This window comes from Microbacterium arborescens (assembly GCF_030369635.1).
Taxonomy (GTDB): domain Bacteria; phylum Actinomycetota; class Actinomycetes; order Actinomycetales; family Microbacteriaceae; genus Microbacterium.
In genome coordinates, this window is record NZ_CP128474.1 from 377,090 (window position 1) to 399,274 (window position 22,185).

Sequence of the window (22,185 nt, forward strand, 5' to 3'; positions counted from 1 at the left end):
AGCCTAGCCGTGGCGATCCGGCCGTAGTCTTCACTCGTGGCCCACGACGACTGGAATCCCCGCAAGCTGCCCGACCTGTCGGGCAAGCGGTACCTCGTCACGGGTTCCAACGCGGGACTCGGCTATTTCGCGACGCTTCAGCTCGCCTCCGCCGGGGCCCACGTCATCATGACCGGGCGCAGCCCGCAGCGCCTCGCGACCGCGCGCGCCTCCGTCGGCCGGGCGCTTCCCGAAGGGGTGGGCTCGGTCGAGACGCTGCTGCTCGACACGAGCAACCTGGGTTCGGTCCGGGCGGCGGCGGCGACCGCGCGCGGGCGCAAACCCCTGCACGGCCTGCTCCTGAACGCCGGGGTCGTGCACCCGCCGCGTCAGCGCCGCACGACGCCCGACGGTCATGAGCTGGTCTTCGCCACCAACGTGCTCGGTCACTACGCGCTCGCCGGTGAGCTGCTCATCGCCCTGGCCGCCGGCCGCGGTCGCATGGTCTGGGTGGGGTCGGTGTCGACCTCGATCTGGAAGTACGACCCGACCGACATCGAGCTCGAGAGCGACTACTCGCCCTGGCGCGCATACGTGCAGTCGAAGGTCGCGACGACCTCGCTCGGCCTCGAGGCCGATGAGCGCCTGCGGGCGGCGAGCGTGCCCGTGCAGAGCCTGGTCGCCCACCCCGGCTACTCCACGAGCGGACGCACCCGCGGCATCGTGGGCATCAACGAGCCCACGCGCATGACGCGCTTCACCGACAACCTGCAGGTCGCCGTCACGCAGTCGAAGGAACGGGGTGCCTGGCCGCTCGTGCGGGCTCTGGTCGATCCGGATGCCGCCGGCGGCGAGTTCTACGGCCCGGCGGGCGTGCTGCGCGGCGAGCCGCGTGTCGCGACGCCCGCGGCCATCACGCGCGACCCGGAGATCGCCGCGCGGCTGTGGTCGTACTGCGAGCACACCACCCGGACGCCCTGGCCGTACCTCAAGGCGAGCCGCACCCGCGCGAAGAACTGATCGCGCCGGCCGGTCTCAGGCGGTGACCCAGATGGCCGCGGCGGCGCCGGGCGGCAGCATGACGGAGCCGCCGCCGTCGAGCTGCACGCTGTCGCGCCCGCTGACGATCAGGGTGTGGCCGACGTCGATGCCGCGTTCCTCGAGCGCTCGCAGGAGCCCCGGGTCGCGGTCGCTCACGCGGAGGATGCGGCCCTCGTGGCCGATCGTGGCCTCGGCGAGCAGCACGAAGGGTTCGCGATGCACCTCGCCGTCGGCGTCGGGAATCGCGTCGCCGTGGGGGTCGAATCGCGGATCACCCAGCCGTTCGGCGATGCCCGCGAGCAGCCGGTCGCTGATGGTGTGCTCGAGCACCTCGGCCTCGTCATGCACTTCGTCCCAGGCGTACCCGAACTCGCGGACGAGCCACGTCTCGATGAGTCGGTGGCGGCGGATGATGGATGCCGCGCGCCGGCGGCCCGTCTCGGTCAGCGCCACCGGGCCGTACGGGCGATGCGACACGAGGTCCTGCGCGGCGAGCTTGCGCACCATCTCGGTGACGGTCGACGGGGCGAGCCCGAGCATCGCCGCGAGCTGCGACGGGGTGATGGGCGACGGCTGCCATTCGGTGTGGTGGTAGATCGTCTTCAGATAGTCGTCGACGGCGGGGGAGGGCACACTCCAGGTTATCCGCGGCGGCGGGATAGCCTGTCTCGGTGAACCGCCCCGACTCCGACGACGCGGAACCGCAGCTCCCGGTGGGTGTGGGGCCGTGGCCGGGCGGCCCGGAGGCGTGGCCCGACGACCCCCGGTACGACCCGCAGCTGCTCGCCGACGGCGACCGGCGCAACGTCGTCGACCGCTATCGCTACTGGCGGCTCGAGGCGATCGTGGCCGACCTCGACGAGCACCGGCATCCGTTCCACGTTGCGATCGAGAACTGGCAGCACGACATGAACATCGGGTCGATCGTGCGCAGCGCCAACGCCTTCGGGGCAGCAGAGGTGCACATCGTCGGACGTCGGCGGTGGAATCGCCGCGGCGCGATGGTGACCGATCGCTACCAGCACGTCCGCCACCACGAGGATGTCGCGTCCTTCGCGGCGTGGGCTCGCGAGAACGGCCTCCCGATCGTGGCGGTCGATAACGTTCCGGGGTCGGTGCCGGTCGACCGGGCGGATCTGCCCGAGCGGGCCGTGCTGATGTTCGGTCAGGAGGGGCCGGGGCTTTCGGCCGAGGCCGTGGCCGCGGCATCCGTCGTCGTCGAGATAACGCAGTACGGCTCGACGCGGTCGATCAACGCGTCGGCCGCGGGCGCCGTCGTCATGTACGAGTGGTGCCGGCGCTGGGCGCGTTGACCGCGCTCCGCCGCCGTCACCTTTCGGGGTGCCGGTCCGGAGTGACGGCGTAGACGAAGAGTCCCGTCGCCGACGCGGTGAGCTCGACCGTCGCGTCGGCGGGAACGTCGCGGATGGGGTGCGCCTCGGCGTTCTCGTCGACCGCGGCGCACGTCACCTCGCCGCTCTCGAGAGTCTCGCCGCCGGCGCTGACCGCGTAGCTCAGCCGGCTGCCGGAACCGGTGACGCAGGCGATCGTCACGACGGCGGGCGCCTCGCCCGCCGATACCGAGATGATCGGCTCGCCGCCGGGCTCGAGAACGCCCGTTTCGCGCTGGGTCCAGGAGGCGCCGCCGAGCGCGTTCTCGGGGATCACGGCATCGGCCCAGCGTTGGGCGTCGTTCGCGGTGGGGCGGGGCAGCGTGCGCGTATCGTCCGATGGAGCCGGGATCTCGACCGGTTGCGTGCGCTGCGCGCAGCCGGAAGCGAGCACCCCGACCGCGAGCACGGCGATGCCGGCTGCGACGGACGTGAGCTTCGGCATGCCGCCACGGTACGGGCCGAGGCTGAGGTTCGCACGTGAGAGAGGTTTCACCCCGATCACAGTTCGCCCCGGCGCCACGGGTTCCGGCGGTGTGGCTTCAGACGGTGCGGATTCAGACGGTGACGTGAAGCCACGCGCCGCGGCGCACGCGCCAGCCGAGCGTGAGCAGGCGGGCGATCATGTAGACGCCGAAGAATGCCGCCGCGAGCCAGGCCAGGCCCGCCGCGCCCTCCGGGTGCAGAGCCCCGATCACGAGCAGCGCGGGCACGAAGGGAACGAGGTTGAGTCCGCCCGCGAGGGCGAGATAGCGGGCATCGCCGGCACCCATCAGCACCCCGTCGAGCACGAAGACGATGCCGCATACGGGCTGGGCGACGGCGAGGACGAGCAGGGCCGGCTGGACCAGCGCGGCGACGTCGGAATCTCCCGTGAACAGAAGCCCGATGACTCCCGACGTGGCAGCGATCAGGCCTCCGACGAGAACCCCGAACCATGCGCCCCACGCGACCGTCCGCCCGAGGACGCGCCGCACGAAGCTCTCGTCTCCGGCTCCGAGTCCGCGCCCGATCAGCGCCTGCGCCGCGATCGCCAGGGCATCGAGCGCGAAGGCCGCGGTCGAGAAGATCGTGAAGGCGACCTGCCAGCCGGCGAGCTCGCTCGTTCCCAGCCCCGTCGCGACCGCGACGGTCGCCAGCAGGGCCGCGCGCAGCGAGACCGTGCGCAGGAACAGCCAGCCGCCCAGACGCGCCGACCCGCGCATGCCGTCGGCTCGCGGTCGAAGCGAGGCCGAGTGCCGGCGGGCGAGGCGCCCGATCACGACCACGTAGGCGCCGACCATGCCCCACTGGGCGATCACGGTGCCCAGGGCCGACCCGGCGATGCCCCAGCCGAAGCCGTAGATGAACACGACGTTCAGCAACGCGTTGGCGCCGAACCCGAGGCCGGCGATCCACAGAGGGGTGACGGTGTCCTGCATCCCGCGCAGCAGTCCCGTCGCGGCGAAGACGATGAGCATCGCGGGAAGGCCCCACATCGACAGGCGCAGGTAGGTCTCGGCATCGGTCGCCACCGCCTCGCCCGCTCCGAACATGCCCACCAGCAACGGGGTCGCGAGAGAACCCACAGCGGCGAGCACCGCGCCGAGGCCGAGCGCGAGCCACAGCCCGTCGATTCCCGCGCTCACGGCGCTCGTCGAGTCACCCGCGCCGAAACGGCGGGCCACCGCGGGTGTCGTCGCGTAGGCGAGGAAGACCATCAGCCCCACGATCGTCTGCAGCACCGCTCCCGCGATTCCCAGCGCCGCGAGCGGCACGACACCGAGGTGGCCGATGAGTGCGGCGTCGACGATGAGGAACATCGGCTCGGCGATGAGGGCGCCGAGGGCGGGAACGGCCAGCCGCAGGATCTCGCGGTTGAGCGTGGGCGCCATGAGACGAGCCTAGAGGCGCGAGGCCGGCGGCTCGGTCTTGCACAGCGGCCCGGTCGCTGTCGAGCGCGCCGAGCGCCACCGCTTCCCCGGTTACCGTTGATCATCGACCGGAGGGGGAGGACGCCGGATGCGGCTGCTCAAACGCCTGGCGATCGCGCGCCTGCACGCGCGTCTGCCGACGTGGGTCCGTGTCGTCGTGGCCGCGGCGGCCGTCGTGCTCGGCGTCGTCATCGTCATCCGTCCCACGACCGCACTCGATGTCCTCGCCTGGCTGATCGGCGGCGGGATGGCGCTGACGGGCCTGCTCGAGCTCACCGGCCGGGAGGGGGAGTCGCACCGGCCGCGCTGGCGCACCGCGACCGGTGTCGCCTGGCTGCTCGGCGGCGCGATCGTCCTCCTCGCGCCGGGGTTGACCGTGCGCGTGGTCGCCGTCGTCGTCGGCATCCTGCTTCTCGGCGGCGGCATCCTCGGGGTCCTCGCGGCCTTCGGGCGCGGCCGCACCTGGGACGCGCGCATCGCCGACGCGGCCTTCGGGGCATCGGGGGTCATCTTCGGCGCGCTAGCACTGTTCTGGCCCGACATCACCCTGCTCGTGACGGCCGTCGTGTTCGGCGCCCGCCTCATCATGAGCGGCGTCGTCGATCTCTGGACCAGGCTTCGACGTCGTCGCGACGATCGAGCCGCCGAGCGATCGGGGGCCGACGGGCGGCCGCGCCGACGCTGGGGGCGCACGGTCGTCGCGATCGCCTCGGTCGCCCTCGCCGTCACGACGACGATCGTGACGGCGCCGCTGCGCGACGGCTCGACCGTCGTCGACGACTTCTACGCGGCGCCGCGCGACCTGCCCGACGAGCCCGGGCGCCTCGTGCGTGCCGAGCCCTTCGAGGCAGGCATCCCGGCGAGCGCCCAGGGGTGGCGCATCCTGTACACCACGACGGGCGTCGACGGGAACGTCCGCGTCGCGAGCGCCATCGTCGCAGTGCCCCGCGAGGGCGATGGGCAGTGGCCGGTGATCGATTGGAACCACGGCACCACCGGCTTCGCGCAGCACTGTGCGCCGTCGCTGCAGCCCCGCGGACTGTGGGCGGGCGCGTTCTACATGCTGCCGCGAGCGATCAAAGAGGGATGGGCCGTCGTCGGCACCGACTACATCGGGCTCGGCACCGAGGGTCCGCACCCGTACCTCGTCGGTCTGCCGAGCGCCCATGCCTCGCTCGACGCGGTGCGGGCGGCGCGCGAGCTCGAAGAGGCCGACCTCGGTGCGCGCACGGTCGTGTGGGGGCATTCGCAGGGCGGCGCGGCGGCGCTGTGGACGGGTGCCGTGGCCCGGGAGTACGCGCCCGAGGTCTGGGTGCGGGGCGTAGCCGCCCTCGCCCCGGCGAGCGACCCCGCCGCCCTCGTGCAGGGCATCTCGAGCGTGACCGGCGGCAGCATCTTCGCTTCGTACGCGTTCGCCTCGTTCTCGGCGATCTACCCCGAGATCGAGTACCGCGACTACGTGCGGCCCGGCGCCGAGACGGTGCTGCGTCAGATGTCGGAGCGGTGCCTGTCCGACCCGACGATCGTGCTCTCGGTCGCCGCGGCGCTCGGGATGAGCCGCGATCCGGCGCTGTTCTCGCGCTCGCCGGCATCCGGGGTGCTCGGGCGCCATCTGCGCGAGAACACGGCGCCGCTGCACTCCACTGCACCCGTGCTGCTGGCGCACGGCGGAGCCGACAGCGTCATCTCGGTGCAGACCCAGGCCGCCTTCGTCGATCGGATGTGCGCGGCCGGGCAGGACGTCGACTTCCGCACTTACGCGGGGTTCGAGCACGCGGGTGTCGTCGAGCGGCCGTCGCCTCTCATCGACGAGCTGTTCGACTGGACGAGAGACCGTTTCGCCGGTATCCCGGTTGCCGAGGGATGTACCACCACGGAACGCTGAATGCCCTCGGAAGTTCGTGTCGTCCGGTCGGCCTAGCATGGGTGCCATGACCGACCCCGTCCTCCCCTCCGGTATCGACATCGCCGAACTGAGCCCCGAGATCCGACCGCAGGACGACCTGTTCCGGCACGTCAACGGCAGCTGGCTCGAGCGCACCGAGATCCCCGACGACAAAGCGCGCTGGGGATCGTTCCACCTCATCGCCGAGCAGGCCGAGAGCGACGTCCGCGCGATCATCGACGAGGCGACGACCGCTGAGCCGGGAACGGTCCGACGCAAGATCGGCGACCTGTTCACGAGCTTCATGGACACGGCGCGCATCGACGAGCTCGGCGCCGAGCCGCTGCGCCCCCAGCTCGCACGCGTCGACGCGATCGATTCGATTCCGGCGCTGCTGCGCACCGTCGGCGAGCTCGAGCGCGAGGGCATCGGGGGCATGATCGGCACGTTCATCGAGCCCGACCCCGGCAACCCCGAGCGCTATGTCGTGTTCTTCGTGCAGGGCGGCCTCTCGCTTCCCGACGAGAGCTACTACCGCCTCGACGGCTTCGAGGCGACGCGCACCGCTTTCCGCGGCTACGCCGAGCGCATGCTCGAGCTCGCCGGCATCGACGACGCCGCCGGTCAGGCCGAGCGCATCGCGAGGCTCGAGACCGAGCTCGCCGCGCACCACTGGGACAACGTCCGCAACCGCGACGCCGTCGCGACCTACAACCTGCACAGCTGGGACGACGTGCGAGCCCTCGCCGGTGTCGACCTCGACCCGTGGCTCGAGGGCCTCGCGCCCCGTCACCGCGACGGATTCGCCGAGATCAACGTCAACCAGCCGAGCTTCCTCTCGGGGCTCGGCGCACTGCTGACCGACGAGCACCTCGACGACTGGAAGGCCTGGCTGCGGTTGCAGGTCGTCCGGGCGTCGGCACCGTTCCTGCCGGACGCCTTCGTCGCCGAGAACTTCGCGTTCTACGGCACGCAGCTCACGGGCGTGCCCGTCAACCGCGAGCGCTGGAAGCGCGGCGTGAGCATCGTGCAGGCCGCTTTGGGCGAGGCGATCGGTGAGATCTACGTCGAGCGGCACTTCCCGCCGCAGGCCAAGGTCGAGATGGATGCGCTGGTCGCGAACCTCATCGAGGCGTACCGGCAGTCGATCACGGGGCTCGAATGGATGACGCCGGCCACCCGTGAGCGTGCGCTCGAGAAGCTCGCGGCCTTCACGCCGAAGATCGGCTACCCCGATCGGTGGAAGGACTACTCGGCTCTCGAGATCGACCCCACCGACCTCCTGGGCAACGTGCTGCGCTCGACCGAGTGGGAGTACGAGCGTCAGCTGGCGAAGCTCGGCCAGCCGATCGACCGCGACGAGTGGCACATGACTCCGCAGACGGTCAACGCCTACTACAACCCGCTGATGAACGAGATCGTCTTCCCCGCGGCCATCCTGCAGTTGCCGTTCTTCTCGTCCGAGCGCGACGCCGCGGCGAACTACGGCGGCATCGGCGCGGTCATCGGACACGAGATCGGGCACGGGTTCGACGACCAGGGCAGTGCGTACGACGGCACCGGTGCGCTCAACGACTGGTGGACCGACGCCGACCGCGCCGCCTTCGAGGAGCGCACGGGCGCACTGATCGATCAGTACAACGCGCTCGTTCCGCGGGGTCTCGGTGACGAGCACACCGTCAACGGCGCGCTCACGATCGGTGAGAACATCGGCGACCTGGGCGGCCTCGGCATCGCCCTGAAGGCGTACCGGCTGCACCTCGCCGCCACGATGTCGGCGGAGGAGCTCGCCGAGGCCCCCGACGGCCCGGTGATCGATGGTTTCACGGGGGTGCAACGGCTTCTTCTCAGTTGGGGTCAGATCTGGCAGCAGAAGGGTCGTGACGCCGAGACCATCCGGCTGCTGACGATCGACCCGCACGCACCGAACGAGTTCCGCTGCAACCAGATCGTCCGTAACATCGATGCGTTCTACGACGCATTCGGCGTCACCGAGGCAGACGAGCTCTGGCTCGCCCCCGAGCGCCGCGTCACGATCTGGTGATCACCCGAACCGAATCGCTCAGGCTTACTCCGACGGAGACGAGAACATGACGGTGGATGGATCCGAGTCCTCCTCCGGGACCGCCCGCTCGCGCGCGGAGCGGCGCACCGGTCCGCGACCGCGTCGTCGTTCCGGTGCGCCGCGCCGGGGGTTCGCATCGACCGAGAAGGCACTCGATGCCCTCGCCGCATCCGGCGCGCGGGTGTCGGTGCGCGTCAGCGACCTCGATCGCGGCACGCCCGTTCTCGCGGGCGACGACTTCGTCACACTGCCGGTCGCGGGCATGGGCATCGTCCCGCTGCTGATCGAGGTGGCGGCACGATTCGACGCCGGGACCCTCGACCCGCTCGAGATCGTCGAGCGGTCGAGTGTCGACGACGTCTCGGTCGCGGGTATCTGGCGTCACCTCATGGCCCCGGCGCTGCCGCTCGGCGACCTCGCGGTGCTCGCCGCTGCCACAGGAGACGCGCTCGCCGCCAACGCTCTCCTCGGCCGGGTCGGTCTCGACGCCGTGCGGGCACGGCTGGGGAGCCTGGGGATGCCGCGCACGGCGCTGCTCGACCGATTCCGCGACGACCGCGGGCCCGACGATGCCCCGCACTACGCCCTCGGCACGGCTCGCGAGCTGGCCGCGATGTTCGCCGCCCTCGTCAACACCGATGTCGTCTCACCCGGCGTGAGCGCTCAGGTCTCGGAATGGCTGAGCCTGAACCACGATCTCTCGCTCGTCGGGTCGGTGACCGGGCTCGACCCCTTCGCTCACGACGATGACAAGCACGAGCTGCTGTTCGTGAACAAGACCGGCCGGGCCGACGGCATCCGTACCGAGGCGGGCGTGCTCGCCGGCCCCCGTGCCGGGGTGTCGTACGCGCTCCTGGTCGGGTTCGACGACCTGTCGATGAGCGACCGCCTGCGGGCTCACGAGGCGTTCCGGGCGTTCGGCCTCGACCTCATGGAGTACGTCTTCTGATCCGATCCCGGCATGCGCTTGACCCTCACACCGTGTCAGGCTGTCGGCTGGGATCACCATGTTGAGTATCGGAGAGTTCGCCCGCCTGGCCGGCGTATCGGTGCGGATGCTGCGCCATTACGACCAGCTCGGTCTGCTGCGTCCGCATCGCGTCGATCCGGCCTCGGGCTACCGCTCGTACACCGCGTCGCAACTCGATCGGGCCAACCGGCTGATCGCGCTGAAGGACCTCGGCTTCACCCTCGAACAGGTCGGCCGACTGCTCGACGACGGTATGTCGTCGGCATCGGTGGCCGCGCTCCTGCGGGAGCGGAGGGCCGAGCTGAGCGGCCAGATCGCCGCAGACGGTCGGCGGCTGAACGAGGTCGAGGCGAGACTCCGATCGATCGAGAAGGAGATACCCGTGTCCACATTCATCGAGACCGCGCTGCCCGAGCTGACCCTCACTCAGCTCTCGGTCCGCATCGACGAGATGGCGCAGATCGAAGACGAGATCAGCGTCATGTTCCAGCGCGTGAACGACCGCATCGAGGCCGCGGGCGCGCAGCGGGTCGGCCCCGGCGTCGCGGTTTACACGACAACAGGTGACGGCATGATCGCCGCCGCGGCCGAGCAGATCGGTGACGCGCCGGTGCCTGACTGCCTCGAGCGGGCGGTCGTCGCGGCCGAACCGCGGGCGCTCACCCTCCGCTACGAGGCGCCCGATCTGGCCGGCATCCAGAGCGCGTGGCAGGCGCTCGTCGCCGAGGCGGAGCGCCGCGGGCTGCGATTCGACGGCGCGTGCCGCGAGGTGTATCTGCAGACGCCCTACGACGGCGAGCGGTGGGTCGTCGATCTGCAGCAGCCCGTGTCCTGAACCCCGGCGCGGGCCGCGCTAGCCTGGGGGAGTGAGTTTGCTGGACCCCCGAGAAGCCGCACGACGTGAACAGGCCAAGTATCGGGGGACCACCTCCGCCCTGGCCGCGACGGTGATCTGGGGCATCCTCTCGGTCGCCGCCGCCGGTGTCGTCGGTTTCGCCATCGGCGGCATCTTCGAGCAGCTCCGGGCCGTGAACATCAACAGCGTGTTCGGCACCTGGGACACCGGCATCCCGGTTGCCGTCCGCGGATGGGGCCTGCCCGTCGGCATCCTCCTGCTTCTCGTCTGCATCGGACAGTACGGCAAGTGGAACCACCGGTTCAGCGCACGCGAGAAGGGCTACGCGGCGATCGGTCCGCTCACGATCATCCTGGCCGGGCTGGCCATCGGCACATGGGTGGCGACGACGATGTGGCTCGCGCCCGACGCGGTCGGCGTCGCCGTCGACCCGACGTTCGGCGGCAACGAGCCCTGGGGCGTCGGCGAGTGGATCCTGTACGCGGGTCAGTGGTGGCTTCCCGGGCTCTTCGCGCTGCTCGCCGTCCTCAGCTACATCGCGCGCGTGCGCGCCCTCGCGACGCGCCGCCGCAACAACACTGTCATCTCGCGCCTTCTGGCCTCCGGCTCGCGCGTCGACGCGGAGATCGTCGAGGCGCCCCTGCCCGCGCACGACGCGTCGCGGATGACCGCATCGCTGGTGGCGAAGTTCACCGACGCCGTCGGCACGGATCGCTGGGTCACGACCATGGTGCTCATCGCGCCGCGCGAGGTGCCGGCGGTCGGCGACACGCGTCCGCTGGTGTTCGACCCCGCCGATCCCGGTGACACGACGCGCATCTTCCTCTCGCCGACGGGTGCGACGGGGCCCGACGACTTCGAGCCGGTGCAGCCCGCGAGCTGAGACCCCGCCCGCGAGCTGAGACCCCGCCCGCGGTCAGAAGACGATCGTGTGGTTGCCGTGTCGGATGACGCGGTCCTGCGCGTGCCACAGCACCGCGCGCGAGAGCACCTGGCGCTCGACGTCAGCGCCGCGGCGGGCGAGCTCGGCCGCGGTGTCGGCGTGAGTCACGCGGATCGTGTCCTGCTCGATGATCGGCCCCTCGTCCAGGTCGGTCGTGACGTAGTGGCTCGTCGCGCCGATGAGCTTGACGCCGCGTTCCTTGGCCTTCTTGTACGGCTCGGCGCCGATGAAGGCGGGAAGGAACGAGTGGTGGATGTTGATCACGGGCACGCCGAGCTTCTCGAGGAAGTCCGACGACAGGATCTGCATGTAGCGGGCGAGGACGACGAAGTCGACGTTGCCGACGAGCAGCTTCAGGATCTCGGCCTCGGACGCCGACTTGTCGGGGCCGGGCGTCGAGGGCACGTGGAAGAACGGCACGTTGAACGACCGCACGTCCTCGGCCGAGGTCGTGTGGTTCGACACGACCATCGGCACCGTGACGGGCAGGTCGCCGCGGCGGTGCCGCCAGAGCAGGTCGAGCAGGCAGTGGTCCTGCTTCGACGACAGGATCGCCATGCGCTTGGGAACGGACTGGTCGGTGAGCGACCACTGCAGATCGAACCCTGCGAGGGTTTCGCCGATCTCCGCTTCGATCGACGGCCGGTCGACCGCGAAGTTCGGCCGGTGGAACACCACGCGGCAGAAGTAGGCGCCGCCCGTCGGGTCGTCGGAGTACTGGTCGAACGCGACGATGTTGCCGCCCACGCGGGTGACCATCGCCGACAGGGCGGCGATGATGCCCGGCTGGTCCTGCCCGTGCACGATGAGGCAGGCGTGGGCGGGGTGCAGCGCGGAGTCGGTCATCCTTCGATTCTGCCCTGTCCGACGGGCGCTCCCGGCACGTTCAGGCCGTCGACTCGCCAGATTCCGCGGATGCGGCGGGGCGGCATCCGCGATTCGTGGCGAGTCGACGGAGGGTGGGGGTTGGGGGGAAGTGGAGGCGGGTTCAGTCGACGTCGAGGTAGTCCTCGATGACGAAGGCGGCCTCGCCGGCGTGCGTCGCCGGGAAGAGGTGTCCGCCGCCCTCGAGGGTCACGAGGCTCACCAGGCCGGGAGCGGCCGCTTGCAGGCGTTCGCCGTTCGCGGGCGGCAGCACGTCGTCGTCGGCGCCCTGGATGAGCATGACCGGGACCGTGGGGGCGAGGGCGCGCCATTCCTCCGCCGAGACCGAGGCCGCAGCCGCCGCCTGCAGCGGCTCGAGGTCGGTGCGGGGCTCGTCACCCTCAGCGCCGAGCAGCAGCACGCCGTCGACGCGGTCGGTGTGGTCGATCGACACCGTGCGCGCGACGGCGCCGCCGAAGGCGTGACCGCCGATCCAGGCGTCACCGAGCCCGACGTGGTCCATGACGTCGACGACATCCTGCGCCAGGTCGTGGAGGGTCACGCCCTCGGTCTGCGCCGTGCGGTAGCCGACCCGCAGGATGCGGAAGTCCTCTTCGGCCAGCACGTGGGCGAGCGTCCCGAGCGCGGCGACATTGCTGTACCCCGGGATCAGCACCAGGACGGGCTCGCTGCCGGCATCCTCGACGTAGGGGATGGCGCGGCCCTCGGGCTCGAAGATCTGCGGCTGTGTATCGGTCATGGCTCCCTCTCGCGGTGTCCTGCGGTCTTTCACGCTAGTCGAATCCGCTGAACGCCCGCGGGCGCGGATGCCAGGGATCGCGGCCGACACCCCGACGGCGGATGCCGCGACCCGGGGTGTCGGCCGCGATTGCTTGCATCCCGGACGCGACGCCCGTGCGAAGACGAGTCAGAGGCGCGAGCCGGCGATGCGGGCGCCCTCGCCGAGCGAGGCGAGCTTGGCCCAGGCGATGTCGGGGTGGATGCGGCCGCCGAGGCCGCAGTCGGTCGAGGCGATGACCCGGTCGGCTCCGACGATGCCGGCGAAACGCTCGATGCGCTGCGCGACGAGCTCGGGGTGCTCGACGACGTTCGTGGCGTGGCTGACGACGCCGGGCACGAGCACGAGGTCGTCGGGGACGGCAGCCGAGGCCCAGACTGCCGACTCGTGCTCGTGCCGGACGTTGCCGGCCTCGAACGAGATCGAGCCGACGTTCGCCTCCATCACGACGGGCAGGATGTCGGCGAGTGCGACATCGGTGGTGTGGGGTCCGTGCCACGAGCCCCAGCACAGGTGCAGGCGCACGAGCTCCTTCGGGAGCCCTGCGATGGCGTGGTTGATCGCCTCGACGCGGATACGCGTGAACGCCTGGTAGTCGGCGACGGCGGGTTCCGGATTGATCTGGTCGAAGTTCTCGGCGAGCGAGGGGTCGTCGAGCTGCACGATGAGCCCGGCGTCGGTGATCGCCTTGTACTCCTCTCGCAGCGCCTCGGCCCACGCGAAGATGTGCTCTTCATCGGTGGCGTAGTACTCGTTGCGAACGCGCGATGCCGATCCGGGTGCGATGGCGGTGAGGAATCCCTGCTCGCCCTCGCGCAGCGTCGCCTTCAGGTTGGCGATGTCGGATGCCACGGCCGCGTGCCCGCGGTAGGCGATCGGTCCGGTCGTGGTGGGGAACGCCGTCGCGGTCGCGCCCGCTTCGACGGCCTCGGCGTACACGGCGGGGAAGAGCTGCCGGTCGCGCCGGTCGAGGAACGAGGTCAGACGGATGCGACCCGGCTCCGACCGCACGGGCGGTTCGTTGAACGCGTTGACCTCGGTCAGCGACAGGCCGCTCGCGCGCTGGAACGAGTACGACCACCATGCGCCGTAGTCCATGGCGTTCGACATCGCCTTTCCGAACTCGCCGTCGCCCACCTGTGTCACTCCGGCTTCGCGCTGACGCGCGACCACGTCGGCGACGGCCTGTGCGGTGAGCTCGTCGAACTCGGGGGTCGAGGTCAGGGTGAAACCGTCGTCGGCGAAGGAGCGCACGCGGTTCGCGTCGATCAGGGCCTGCGTGCGGGGGAGGCTGCCGGCGGTGGTGGTGGTGATCTCGGTCATGAGCGTCGCTTTCTCATCGGGTGCGCCCGCGACTCTAACGCCGGGCCCGCGCCGGCCCGGCATCCGTCCGTCATCGTGTGACGAAGCCGCCCGTCGGACGCGTCACCAGACGATGCCGCCGCCGAGCGAGATGCCGCCCCAGGTGAGCAGCACGAAGATCGCGGCGAAGACGACGGGGGCGATGCCCGTGCCGCTGCGTGCGAGGCCCTTGAGGAGAGCGATGACGACCAGAACGGCCGCGACGAGCGAGAGCCCGCCGCCGAGGATGAGCCCGATGAAGAGAGGGATCGGCATCAGGATGAGCCCGAGCAGGCCGATCCAGAAGGCGGCCCAGGCGGTGGGATTGGAACGGCGCACGGCGGAAGAAGACATGTCCCCATCCTCTCGTGTCAGCGCACGCCGCGCATCAGCGCGAGCACGGGCTTGCGGGCCGCCGCGAGCGCGATGCCCAGGACGATCGCGATGGCGCCGAGGATCGAGAAGTACGGCACCTCGTTCTGAGGGTCGTAGAAGGGCGCGAGCAGTCCCGAGATGGCCGTTCCCAACGAGACCGACAGGAAGAACAGCGCGACCATCTGCGTCTGAAACCGCGCCGGAGCGAGCTTCGTGGCCGCGGACAGCCCGACGGGCGAGATCAGCAGCTCGGCGACGGTGAAGACGAACAGGATGCCGACGATGCCGAGCAACGGTGTCGCGGACGGTCCGTCGGAGGCGAACGGCAGGAAGAGCAGGAAGGCCACACCCATGACGGCGACGCCCGCGGCGAACTTGATCGGTGTCGAGGGCTGCCGTGTGCCGAGCTTCGTCCACAGTGTCGCGAAGACGCCCGAGAGGATGATGATGAACACCGGGTTGATGGACTGCACCCAGTCGGGCGGCATCTGCCAGCCGAAGAGGTTCAGGTCGAGCCGCTTCTCCGCGTAGATCGGGATGACGGTGAACTGCTGCTGGTACAGCGACCAGAAGGCGACACTCACGATGAACAGCGGGATGAAGCCGAACACGCGTGACCGCTCGGTCGCGGTGATCCGGGCACTCGAGATGATCACGCTGAAGTAGGCGATCGTCGCGGCGATGACGACGACGACCACGACGAGCGACAGGTTGTCGGCGCGGATGACGCCCAGGGCGACCAGCAGTGCGATCGCCGCGACGGCCGCGACCGCGACACCGATGACCAGCGGGTAGCGCGACCGCGGCAGCGGGTTGGGAACGCGGCGCGCCGCCTCGGGAAGAGACCGGCGCCCGATCGCGTACTGGACGAGGCCGATGGTCATGCCGACGGCGGCGGCGCCGAAGGCCCAGTGGAACCCGAGGCTCGTGCGCAGGAAGCCGGTGAGCAGCGGGCCCGCGAAGGCCCCGAGATTGATGCCGAGGTAGAACAGCGAGAAGCCGGCGTCGCGCCGCGGGTCGTGCTCGGAGTAGAGGGTGCCGACGACCGCCGTGGCGTTGGCCTTCAGTCCTCCCGAGCCGAGAGCGACGAGGACGAGTCCGACCGCGACCGACAGCAGCCCCGGAAGCACGGCGAGAGCGACGTGACCGGCGACGATGATCATCGCGCTGAAGAACAGCACGCGCTCGGAGCCCAGCAGGCGGTCGGCGACCCAGGCGCCGAGGATCGTCGAGAGGTACACCGCTCCGCCGTACGCGCCGACGATGCCGACCGCCGTCGCCTGCGGCAGGCCCGCCCCGCCGTCGGAGACCGAGAAGTAGAGGTAGTAGACCAGGACGATCTGCATGCCGTAGAAGCTGAACCGCTCCCACAGCTCGACGCCGAAGATGTGCGTGAGCGCCCACGGCTGCCCGAAGAAGCGGGTGTCGTTCCTGCTGTGGTCGGCGTCGCGATGACGGGATGCGGTGGAGGCTGCGTCCTCGTTGCTCATGGATGCCGACGATACGCCGCTCAGGGCAGCGACGGACGGGTCTCGTGCGGGTCGCGCCGTTGCGGTATGCACAGCGCGACGGCGAGTGCGATGACGGCGGCGCCCAGACCGAGCGCGAACGAGACCTGGAAGGCGGTCGGGGTCGGCACCGTCACCCCGTCGCGTTCGAGCGAGAACGCGGCGAGTACGGCGCCGACGAGGGCGGCCGCCGTGCTCGTCCCGAGCGAGCGGAACAGGGCGTTCAGTCCGTTCGACGCGCCGGTCTCGGTGGGCGGCACCGAGCGCATGATCAGCATCGGCATGCCGGCGTAGCCGAAGCCGATGCCGACGCCGATGAGGAGGTTCGCCACGAGCAGGTGCCAGACCTCGGAGGCCCACAGCAGCGAGAAGCCGTAGGCGAGGATCAGTGCGACCGAGCCGAGGACGAGCAGCAGCCGCGGGCCGACCGTGCGCGCGAGTCGACCCGAGAAGGGGGAGAGGACCATCATCACGAGGCCCGCCGGCATGATGATGAGGCTCGCCTGCAGCAGCGTCAGCCCGAAGCCGCCGACGGCCTCGGGCAGCTCCAGCATCTGCGGGTACGACACATTCGAGGCGAAGAGCGAGAAGCCGATCGCGACCGACGCGAGATTGGTCAGCAGCACCGCCGGGCGGGCGGCGACGCGCAGGTCGAGCAGGGGGTCGGCGATCCGCAGCTCGAACCAGCCCCACACGAGCAGCACGACGACGCCGCCGAGGCCGCAGGCGAGGGTCGCCGCCGAGGTCCAGCCCCACGTGTTGCCACGCGAGACCGCCAGGAGCAGTCCGGTCAGACCGATCGCGAGCCCGATCGCCCCGAGGATGTCGAAGCGACCGGGTGTTCGCAGCACGCTCGGAGGCACCACGAGCACGACGAGGACGAGGACGACCACCCCGAGGCCCGCCGACATCCAGAACAGCACGTGCCAGTCGCTCGTCTCGGTGATGAGGGCGCTGACGGGCATGCCGACGGCGCCGCCGACGCCGAGGGTCGCCGACATCAGCGCGATCGCCGCGTCGACCCGGTTCTCGTGCAGCACGTCGCGCATGATCGAGATGCCCAGCGGCACGACGCCCGTCACCGCGCCCTGCAGGGCGCGCCCGACGATCACGCCGATGATGTCGGTCGACAGGGCCGCGACGATCGACCCGACGATGAGCAGCCCGAGCAGCACGAGCACGATGCGGCGTTTGCCGTACATGTCGCCGAGTCGACCCGCGATAGGGGTGAAGACCGCGGCGGCGAGGAGGGTGGCCGTGACGACCCACGCCGTGTCTTCGCGGCTCGCGTCGAGCAGCTCGGGCAGCTTCGACTGGATGGGCACGACCAGGGTGAACATGAACGACGAGGCCAGCCCCGCGATCGCGAGCACGGCGACGATCGCGCCCTGCCGCGGCATCCGGGTGAGTCTTCGTCGTCCGCCGTCGCCCGATGCCATCCCTTCAGGCTATCCGCGGCGGCGTAGGGTGGGCTCATGAGCGAGAGCGTTCCCCCGATCCCAGCCGACGTGCCCGCGGGGATCGACATCCGCCCCCTCGAAACCGTCGCCGACATCTTCGCCGGCGCCGCGGTGCTGCGCGAGGTGTGGGGCGGCGACCGCGACTCGGTGCCCACGAACCTCATGCGCGCGCTGGCGTACTCCGGCAACTACGTCGTCGGTCTCTTCGACGGCGACCGGGTGGTCGGCGCATCGGTGGCCTTCTTCGCCGAACCCGGTGCGCGGTCGATGCACTCGCACGTGACCGGCGTGCTGCCGGAGTACCAGCAGCAGGGGCTCGGACGCGTGCTCAAGCAGCACCAGCGTGCGTGGGCCTTCGCCCGCGAGGTCGGCACCATCACGTGGACGTTCGACCCGCTGTTCGCGCGCAACGCGCACTTCAACCTGCAGGTGCTCGGAGCCCGCATCAGCGACTACCTCGTCGACCAGTACGGCCTCATGGACGACGGCATCAACCGCGGCGACGTCACCGACCGGCTCATGGTGACCTGGCCCCTGGCCGCGCCGCCGCAGGAGCGTCCGTCCGATGACCGGGTCGTCGCGACGATCGAGGTGCCCGACGACATCCATGCCATCCGGGCGGCCTCACCGGACGAGGCCGACGCCTGGCGCGACCGGGTGCGCACGCAGTTCCTCGAGCACTTCGCCGCCGGGCTCACGGTCGGCGGCTTCGACGACGAGCGCGGATACCTCCTCGTCCGCCCGTAACCCCCTGCCCCCACCCCGGAAAACCCAGCGAGGTCCCACTTGGGCCGGGTATGAGCTCTGCATAACCGGCCCAAGTGGGACCTCGGGGTGTGTGGGCGTGGTTACTCCGCGCCGGCGTCGCGCCAGTCGTCGGACTCCATGTGCGACCCGGCCTGCGGCCCCATCTGCAGCATCCCGCCGTCGACGACCCACGTCGCGCCGGTGACGTACGACGACGCCGGCGATGCCAGGAAAGCGACGACCGCGGCGATCTCCTCGGGCTTGCCCGGGCGGGGGATCGGGATGCCGGGGCGGTGGGTCTTCTCTGCCTCGTCGCCCTCCATGTCGTTGATGGGCGTCGCGATCTCGCCGGGGGCGACGGAGTTGACGGTGATGTCGCGGGGGCCGAGCTCCTGCGCCATCGTCTTCACGAGGCCCTCGAGCCCGTGCTTGGAGGCGACGTAGGCGGCGGAGCCGACGCGCGGCTGCGAGCCGTGGACGCTCGTCACCGCGATGATCCGCCCGCCGTCGCCGGCATCCGCCATGAGCTTCGCGGCCGTCTGCATTCCCAGGAAGGCGCCGTCGAGGTTCAGCGCGACGACCGTCCGCCAGCCGTCGAGGTCGAGATCGAGCACGGGGCCACCGGTGCCGCCGCCGGCGTTGTTGACGAAGACGTCGAGGCCACCGAGCTCCGCGGCGAGGTGCTCGATGACACCGGGGACCTTGTCGAACTCGGTCGCGTCGAACTGCGCGACGACCGCTTTGCGTCCGCGCGCTCGGACGCCCTCGGCGGTCTCGTTCGCTCCCTCCTCGTCGGAGTGCCACGTGACGCCGACATCCAGGCCGGCGTCGGCGAGGGCGAGGGCGGTCGCGCGGCCGATCCCCGAGTCGGAAGCGGTCACGATGGCACGGCGAGGAGTGAACGTCATGCCCCGACGCTACGAACCCGTGACGCCGCGACGCACCCGGTTGACAAGGGCGCGCGGCAACTCCTCGGATCTGCGAGCCCGCGAACGACGACGCCCCGTCATCTCGCGAGAGGTGAGACGGGGCGTCGTCGGATCTGAGGAGTTAGCGCGGGGTCACTCCGCGGAGGTGCCCTCCGGAGCCGTCGCCGTCGCCGGAGCCGGCGCCGCGGCCGCGTCGTCCGCGCGCAGGCCCTGGGCGACGCCGCGGCCGGTGGCCTGACCCTGGATGATCTGACGCAGGTCGATGCCGGTCGTGGCCTGCACGGCGTCGAAGGTGGCGCGCATGCTCGACGCGCTCTCCGAAGCGATGTGGCTCGATGCGCCGTCGCCGCCGAGCACCGTGATGGACCCGACCTTGTCGAAGCCGCGGGCGAACTCGGTCATCAGCGGCACGAGGGCCTCGATCGCGCGCTGCGCGAGCAGCGCCTCCTGGTTCTGCGCGATGGCGGCGGCCTCGGCCTCGATCGCCTCGGCGCGGGCTTCACCGGCCAGGCGCACGGCGTCGGCCTCGGCCTGTGCGCGCAGGCGCGTGGCCTCGGCCTCCTGGGCGGCGATCTGCGCGCGGGCCTCGGCGGCCTTGACCTCGGCGTACGCGTCGGCGTCGGCCTTGCGCTGACGCTCGTAGAGCGAAGCGTCGGCGACCTTCTTGATGTCGGCGTCGAGCTGGGCCTGCCGGTTCTCGGCGGCCTGCAGCAGCACGTCCTGCTCGCGCTGGGCGCGGGCCAGGGCCTCGGCCTGCTCGGCCTCGGCGCGTGCGCGGCCGACCTCGGCGGAGGCGGCGGCGGAGTTCTTGTCGTACGCGGTCTGCTCGATCAGGTTCGCCTCGTCGGTCGCGAGCTGACGGGCACGCACCTCGCGGGCAGCGTTGATTCGGGCGACGTCGGCCTCGCGGCGCACGCGCTCGACCTCGGTCGCGCCGAGGGCGTCGATGTAGCCGTTCTTGTCTGTGATGCCCTGGATCTGGAACGAGTCGAGGATGAGTCCCTGGGCGAGCAGGTCGCTCTTGATTCCCTCGGCGATCTGGTCCGACAGCTTCTGACGGTCCTTCATGAGCTGCTCGACCGTCAGCGTCGCGACGACGCCGCGGAGCGCGCCCTCGAGCTGCTCCGTGGTGAACTGCTCGATCGCGCCGTCCTGCGACAGGAATCGCTCGGCCGCGCGGCGCACGAACTCGGGGTCCGAGCCGATCTTCACGAGGGCGACGCCCGCCACCGAGACGGTGACGCCATTGGATGCCTGCGCCGTCGGCTCCATCTTGATCTGCCGGGCACGCAGCGAGATCATCTCGGCGCGCTGCGTCAGCGGGTTCACGAGGGCGCCGCCGCCGGTGATGATCGAGATGCGCGACGAGTCGCCCGCGGCGTTCTTCTGATTGCGGCCGACGACGACGAGCGCCTGGTCGGCCTTGGCGACCTTGTACCAGGCCCGCACCATGATCAGCAGGAAGATCAGAAGGATGATGACGGCGACCACGGCGATGCCGCCGATCACGAGCGCGCCTCCGGCGAATAGAGCTTCCATGCTGACCTTTCCCGTACGTAACGATGTGTGCTTCGACCGTATCGGGGTCGACGTGCGCGGCGCGACTAGAATCGAGGATGCCGTTGTCTGCGGCATCCGCGCCGCCGGCGCATCCCGAAAACGACCATGAGGAGCCACCTGTGGCCGAGCAGTCCCGCCTCGACAAAGTCATCGCCCTTGCCCGCCATCGCGGGTTCGTCTTCCAGGCGGGGGAGATCTACGGCGGTTCGCGCTCCGCGTGGGACTACGGCCCCCTCGGCACGGAGCTCAAGGAGAACATCCGCCGCCAGTGGTGGCAGACGTTCGTTCGCGGTCGCGGCGACATGGTCGGCCTCGACTCGTCGATCATCCTGCCCAAGCGCGTCTGGGAGGCCTCCGGCCACGTCGCGACGTTCACCGACCCTCTGGTCGAGTGCCTGCAGTGCCACAAGCGCTTCCGCGAAGACACCCTCATCGAGGACTTCGAGGCGCGCAAGGGCCGCAAGGCCGAGAACGGCCTCGGCGACGTCCCGTGCCCGAACTGCGGCACCAAGGGCCAGTACACCGAGCCCAAGTCGTTCTCGGGCCTGGTGAAGACCTACCTCGGCGTCGTCGACGACGAGACCGGGCTGTACTTCCTGCGCCCCGAGACCGCGCAGGGCATCTTCGTGAACTTCTCGAACGTGCTCACCGCGAGCCGTAAGAAGCCGCCGTTCGGCATCGGTCAGGTCGGCAAGGCGTTCCGCAACGAGATCACGCCCGGCAACTTCATCTTCCGCACCCGCGAGTTCGAGCAGATGGAGATCGAGTTCTTCACGCCGCCCGCCGAAGCGCAGGAGTGGTTCGAGCACTGGGTCGAGGCGTGCTGGAACTGGTTCATCGAGCTGGGCATCGACGCCGACAACATGCGGCGATTCGATGTGCCCGAGGACGACCGCGCCCACTACTCCGCCGGCACGATCGACGTCGAGTACCGCTTCGGGTTCCCCGGCAAGGAGTGGGGCGAGCTCATGGGTGTCGCGAACCGCACCGACTACGACCTGGGCAGCCACTCCGAGGCATCCGGTCAGTCGCTGACCTACTTCGATCAGGCGTCCGGCGAGAAGTACACGCCGTACGTCATCGAGCCGTCGTTCGGTCTGACGCGGGCGATGATGGCCTTCCTCGTCGACGCGTACGACGAGGAGGAGGTGCCGAACGCGAAGGGCGGCGTCGACACCCGCACTGTGCTGCGCCTCGACCCGCGCCTGGCGCCCGTGAAGGTGGCCGTGCTGCCGCTCAGCCGCAACGAGCGCCTGTCGCCCTTGGCGCGCGAGGTCGCCGACACGCTCCGCGGCCGCGGCTGGAACATCGACTTCGACGACGCCGGCGCGATCGGGCGCCGTTACCGCCGTCAGGACGAGGTCGGTACGCCGTTCTGCGTCACCGTCGACTTCGACTCGCTCGACGATCGCGCCGTCACCGTCCGCGACCGCGACACGATGGCCCAGGAGCGCATCGCGCTCGACGCGCTCGAGGGCTACCTCGCCGAGCGCCTGCGCGGCGCCTGACGCAGGTCGCCGCATCCCGCCTCCCGCCTCCCACCCCGGTCGTCCGGCGGA

The 22,185-nt window shown here is 70.6% G+C and carries 20 protein-coding genes; 9 read left to right on the forward strand and 11 right to left on the reverse strand.

From position 1 onward, the window contains the following. Positions 1-36: 36 nt before the first annotated feature. Positions 37-999 carry an SDR family NAD(P)-dependent oxidoreductase gene (locus QUC20_RS01805; protein ID WP_120263629.1) on the forward strand — a complete coding sequence of 321 codons (963 nt, stop codon included), beginning with the start codon at positions 37-39 and terminating at the stop codon, positions 997-999. Positions 1,000-1,014: 15 nt separating this feature from the next. On the opposite strand, the gene QUC20_RS01810 is transcribed toward QUC20_RS01805, so the two are convergent. After that, positions 1,015-1,653: a metal-dependent transcriptional regulator gene (locus tag QUC20_RS01810; RefSeq protein WP_120263628.1), complete on the reverse strand. Its 639-nt coding sequence runs from the start codon at positions 1,651-1,653 to the stop codon at positions 1,015-1,017. Between the two features lie 38 nt (positions 1,654-1,691). On the opposite strand from QUC20_RS01810, the gene QUC20_RS01815 reads away from it, so the two are divergent. Further along, positions 1,692-2,333: a TrmH family RNA methyltransferase gene (locus QUC20_RS01815; RefSeq protein WP_120263627.1), complete on the forward strand. Its 642-nt coding sequence runs from the start codon at positions 1,692-1,694 to the stop codon at positions 2,331-2,333. Positions 2,334-2,349: 16 nt separating this feature from the next. On the opposite strand, the gene QUC20_RS01820 is transcribed toward QUC20_RS01815, so the two are convergent. Together QUC20_RS01820 and QUC20_RS01825 are read right to left on the reverse strand one after the other, a co-directional pair. Then, the gene (locus QUC20_RS01820; protein WP_289330755.1) at positions 2,350-2,856 is read right to left on the reverse strand and encodes a hypothetical protein; all 507 of its coding nucleotides are present in this window, start codon (positions 2,854-2,856) and stop codon (positions 2,350-2,352) included. A gap of 112 nt (positions 2,857-2,968) precedes the next feature. Then, entirely contained in the window at positions 2,969-4,285 is a 1,317-nt protein-coding gene (locus QUC20_RS01825) for an MATE family efflux transporter (RefSeq protein WP_120263625.1), read from the reverse strand. A 127-nt stretch (positions 4,286-4,412) separates the two neighbouring features. Here QUC20_RS01825 and QUC20_RS01830 point away from each other — a divergent pair, with 127 nt between their 5' ends. Genes QUC20_RS01830 through QUC20_RS01850 form a run of 5 tightly spaced genes read left to right on the forward strand, consistent with a single transcriptional unit; the run spans position 4,413 to position 10,983 of the window. After that, positions 4,413-6,209: a lipase family protein gene (locus QUC20_RS01830; RefSeq protein ID WP_289330756.1), complete on the forward strand. Its 1,797-nt coding sequence runs from the start codon at positions 4,413-4,415 to the stop codon at positions 6,207-6,209. A gap of 46 nt (positions 6,210-6,255) precedes the next feature. After that, on the forward strand, positions 6,256-8,253 hold the full coding sequence (locus tag QUC20_RS01835) for a M13 family metallopeptidase (protein WP_183045315.1): 1,998 nt from the start codon (positions 6,256-6,258) through the stop codon (positions 8,251-8,253). Between the two features lie 46 nt (positions 8,254-8,299). Next, positions 8,300-9,223, forward strand: coding sequence for a serine hydrolase (locus tag QUC20_RS01840; RefSeq protein ID WP_120263622.1), 924 nt, complete (start codon positions 8,300-8,302; stop codon positions 9,221-9,223). Between the two features lie 58 nt (positions 9,224-9,281). Further along, entirely contained in the window at positions 9,282-10,079 is a 798-nt protein-coding gene (locus QUC20_RS01845) for a MerR family transcriptional regulator (RefSeq protein WP_289330758.1), read from the forward strand. Positions 10,080-10,110: 31 nt separating this feature from the next. Then, the gene (locus QUC20_RS01850) at positions 10,111-10,983 is read left to right on the forward strand and encodes a hypothetical protein (RefSeq protein ID WP_289330759.1); all 873 of its coding nucleotides are present in this window, start codon (positions 10,111-10,113) and stop codon (positions 10,981-10,983) included. 33 nt (positions 10,984-11,016) lie between these two features. Here QUC20_RS01850 and purU read toward each other — a convergent pair whose 3' ends face one another. The 6 genes from purU to QUC20_RS01880 form a co-directional block, all read right to left on the reverse strand. Continuing rightward, positions 11,017-11,889, reverse strand: coding sequence for a formyltetrahydrofolate deformylase (gene purU / locus QUC20_RS01855; RefSeq protein WP_094261075.1), 873 nt, complete (start codon positions 11,887-11,889; stop codon positions 11,017-11,019). Between the two features lie 142 nt (positions 11,890-12,031). Continuing rightward, positions 12,032-12,667, reverse strand: a complete 636-nt coding sequence (locus QUC20_RS01860) for an alpha/beta fold hydrolase (RefSeq protein ID WP_289330760.1) — start codon at positions 12,665-12,667, stop codon at positions 12,032-12,034. 168 nt (positions 12,668-12,835) lie between these two features. Then, positions 12,836-14,029: a cobalamin-independent methionine synthase II family protein gene (locus QUC20_RS01865; protein ID WP_289330761.1), complete on the reverse strand. Its 1,194-nt coding sequence runs from the start codon at positions 14,027-14,029 to the stop codon at positions 12,836-12,838. 102 nt (positions 14,030-14,131) lie between these two features. Continuing rightward, positions 14,132-14,401, reverse strand: a complete 270-nt coding sequence (locus QUC20_RS01870; RefSeq protein WP_120263618.1) for a hypothetical protein — start codon at positions 14,399-14,401, stop codon at positions 14,132-14,134. A gap of 17 nt (positions 14,402-14,418) precedes the next feature. Beyond that, complete coding sequence (locus QUC20_RS01875) at positions 14,419-15,912, reverse strand: peptide MFS transporter (RefSeq protein ID WP_289330762.1); 1,494 nt, start codon at positions 15,910-15,912, stop codon at positions 14,419-14,421. A 20-nt stretch (positions 15,913-15,932) separates the two neighbouring features. After that, on the reverse strand, positions 15,933-17,330 hold the full coding sequence (locus QUC20_RS01880; RefSeq protein ID WP_120263616.1) for an MFS transporter: 1,398 nt from the start codon (positions 17,328-17,330) through the stop codon (positions 15,933-15,935). A 75-nt stretch (positions 17,331-17,405) separates the two neighbouring features. Here QUC20_RS01880 and QUC20_RS01885 point away from each other — a divergent pair, with 75 nt between their 5' ends. After that, positions 17,406-18,137: a GNAT family N-acetyltransferase gene (locus tag QUC20_RS01885; protein WP_183045313.1), complete on the forward strand. Its 732-nt coding sequence runs from the start codon at positions 17,406-17,408 to the stop codon at positions 18,135-18,137. Positions 18,138-18,238: 101 nt separating this feature from the next. On the opposite strand, the gene QUC20_RS01890 is transcribed toward QUC20_RS01885, so the two are convergent. Together QUC20_RS01890 and QUC20_RS01895 are read right to left on the reverse strand one after the other, a co-directional pair. Then, the gene (locus QUC20_RS01890) at positions 18,239-19,045 is read right to left on the reverse strand and encodes an SDR family oxidoreductase (RefSeq protein WP_120263615.1); all 807 of its coding nucleotides are present in this window, start codon (positions 19,043-19,045) and stop codon (positions 18,239-18,241) included. A gap of 153 nt (positions 19,046-19,198) precedes the next feature. After that, on the reverse strand, positions 19,199-20,605 hold the full coding sequence (locus QUC20_RS01895) for an SPFH domain-containing protein (RefSeq protein WP_289330763.1): 1,407 nt from the start codon (positions 20,603-20,605) through the stop codon (positions 19,199-19,201). Positions 20,606-20,745: 140 nt separating this feature from the next. Between QUC20_RS01895 and QUC20_RS01900 the strand changes: the two genes are divergently transcribed. Continuing rightward, on the forward strand, positions 20,746-22,134 hold the full coding sequence (locus QUC20_RS01900) for a glycine--tRNA ligase (protein ID WP_120263613.1): 1,389 nt from the start codon (positions 20,746-20,748) through the stop codon (positions 22,132-22,134). Positions 22,135-22,185: the final 51 nt, after the last annotated feature.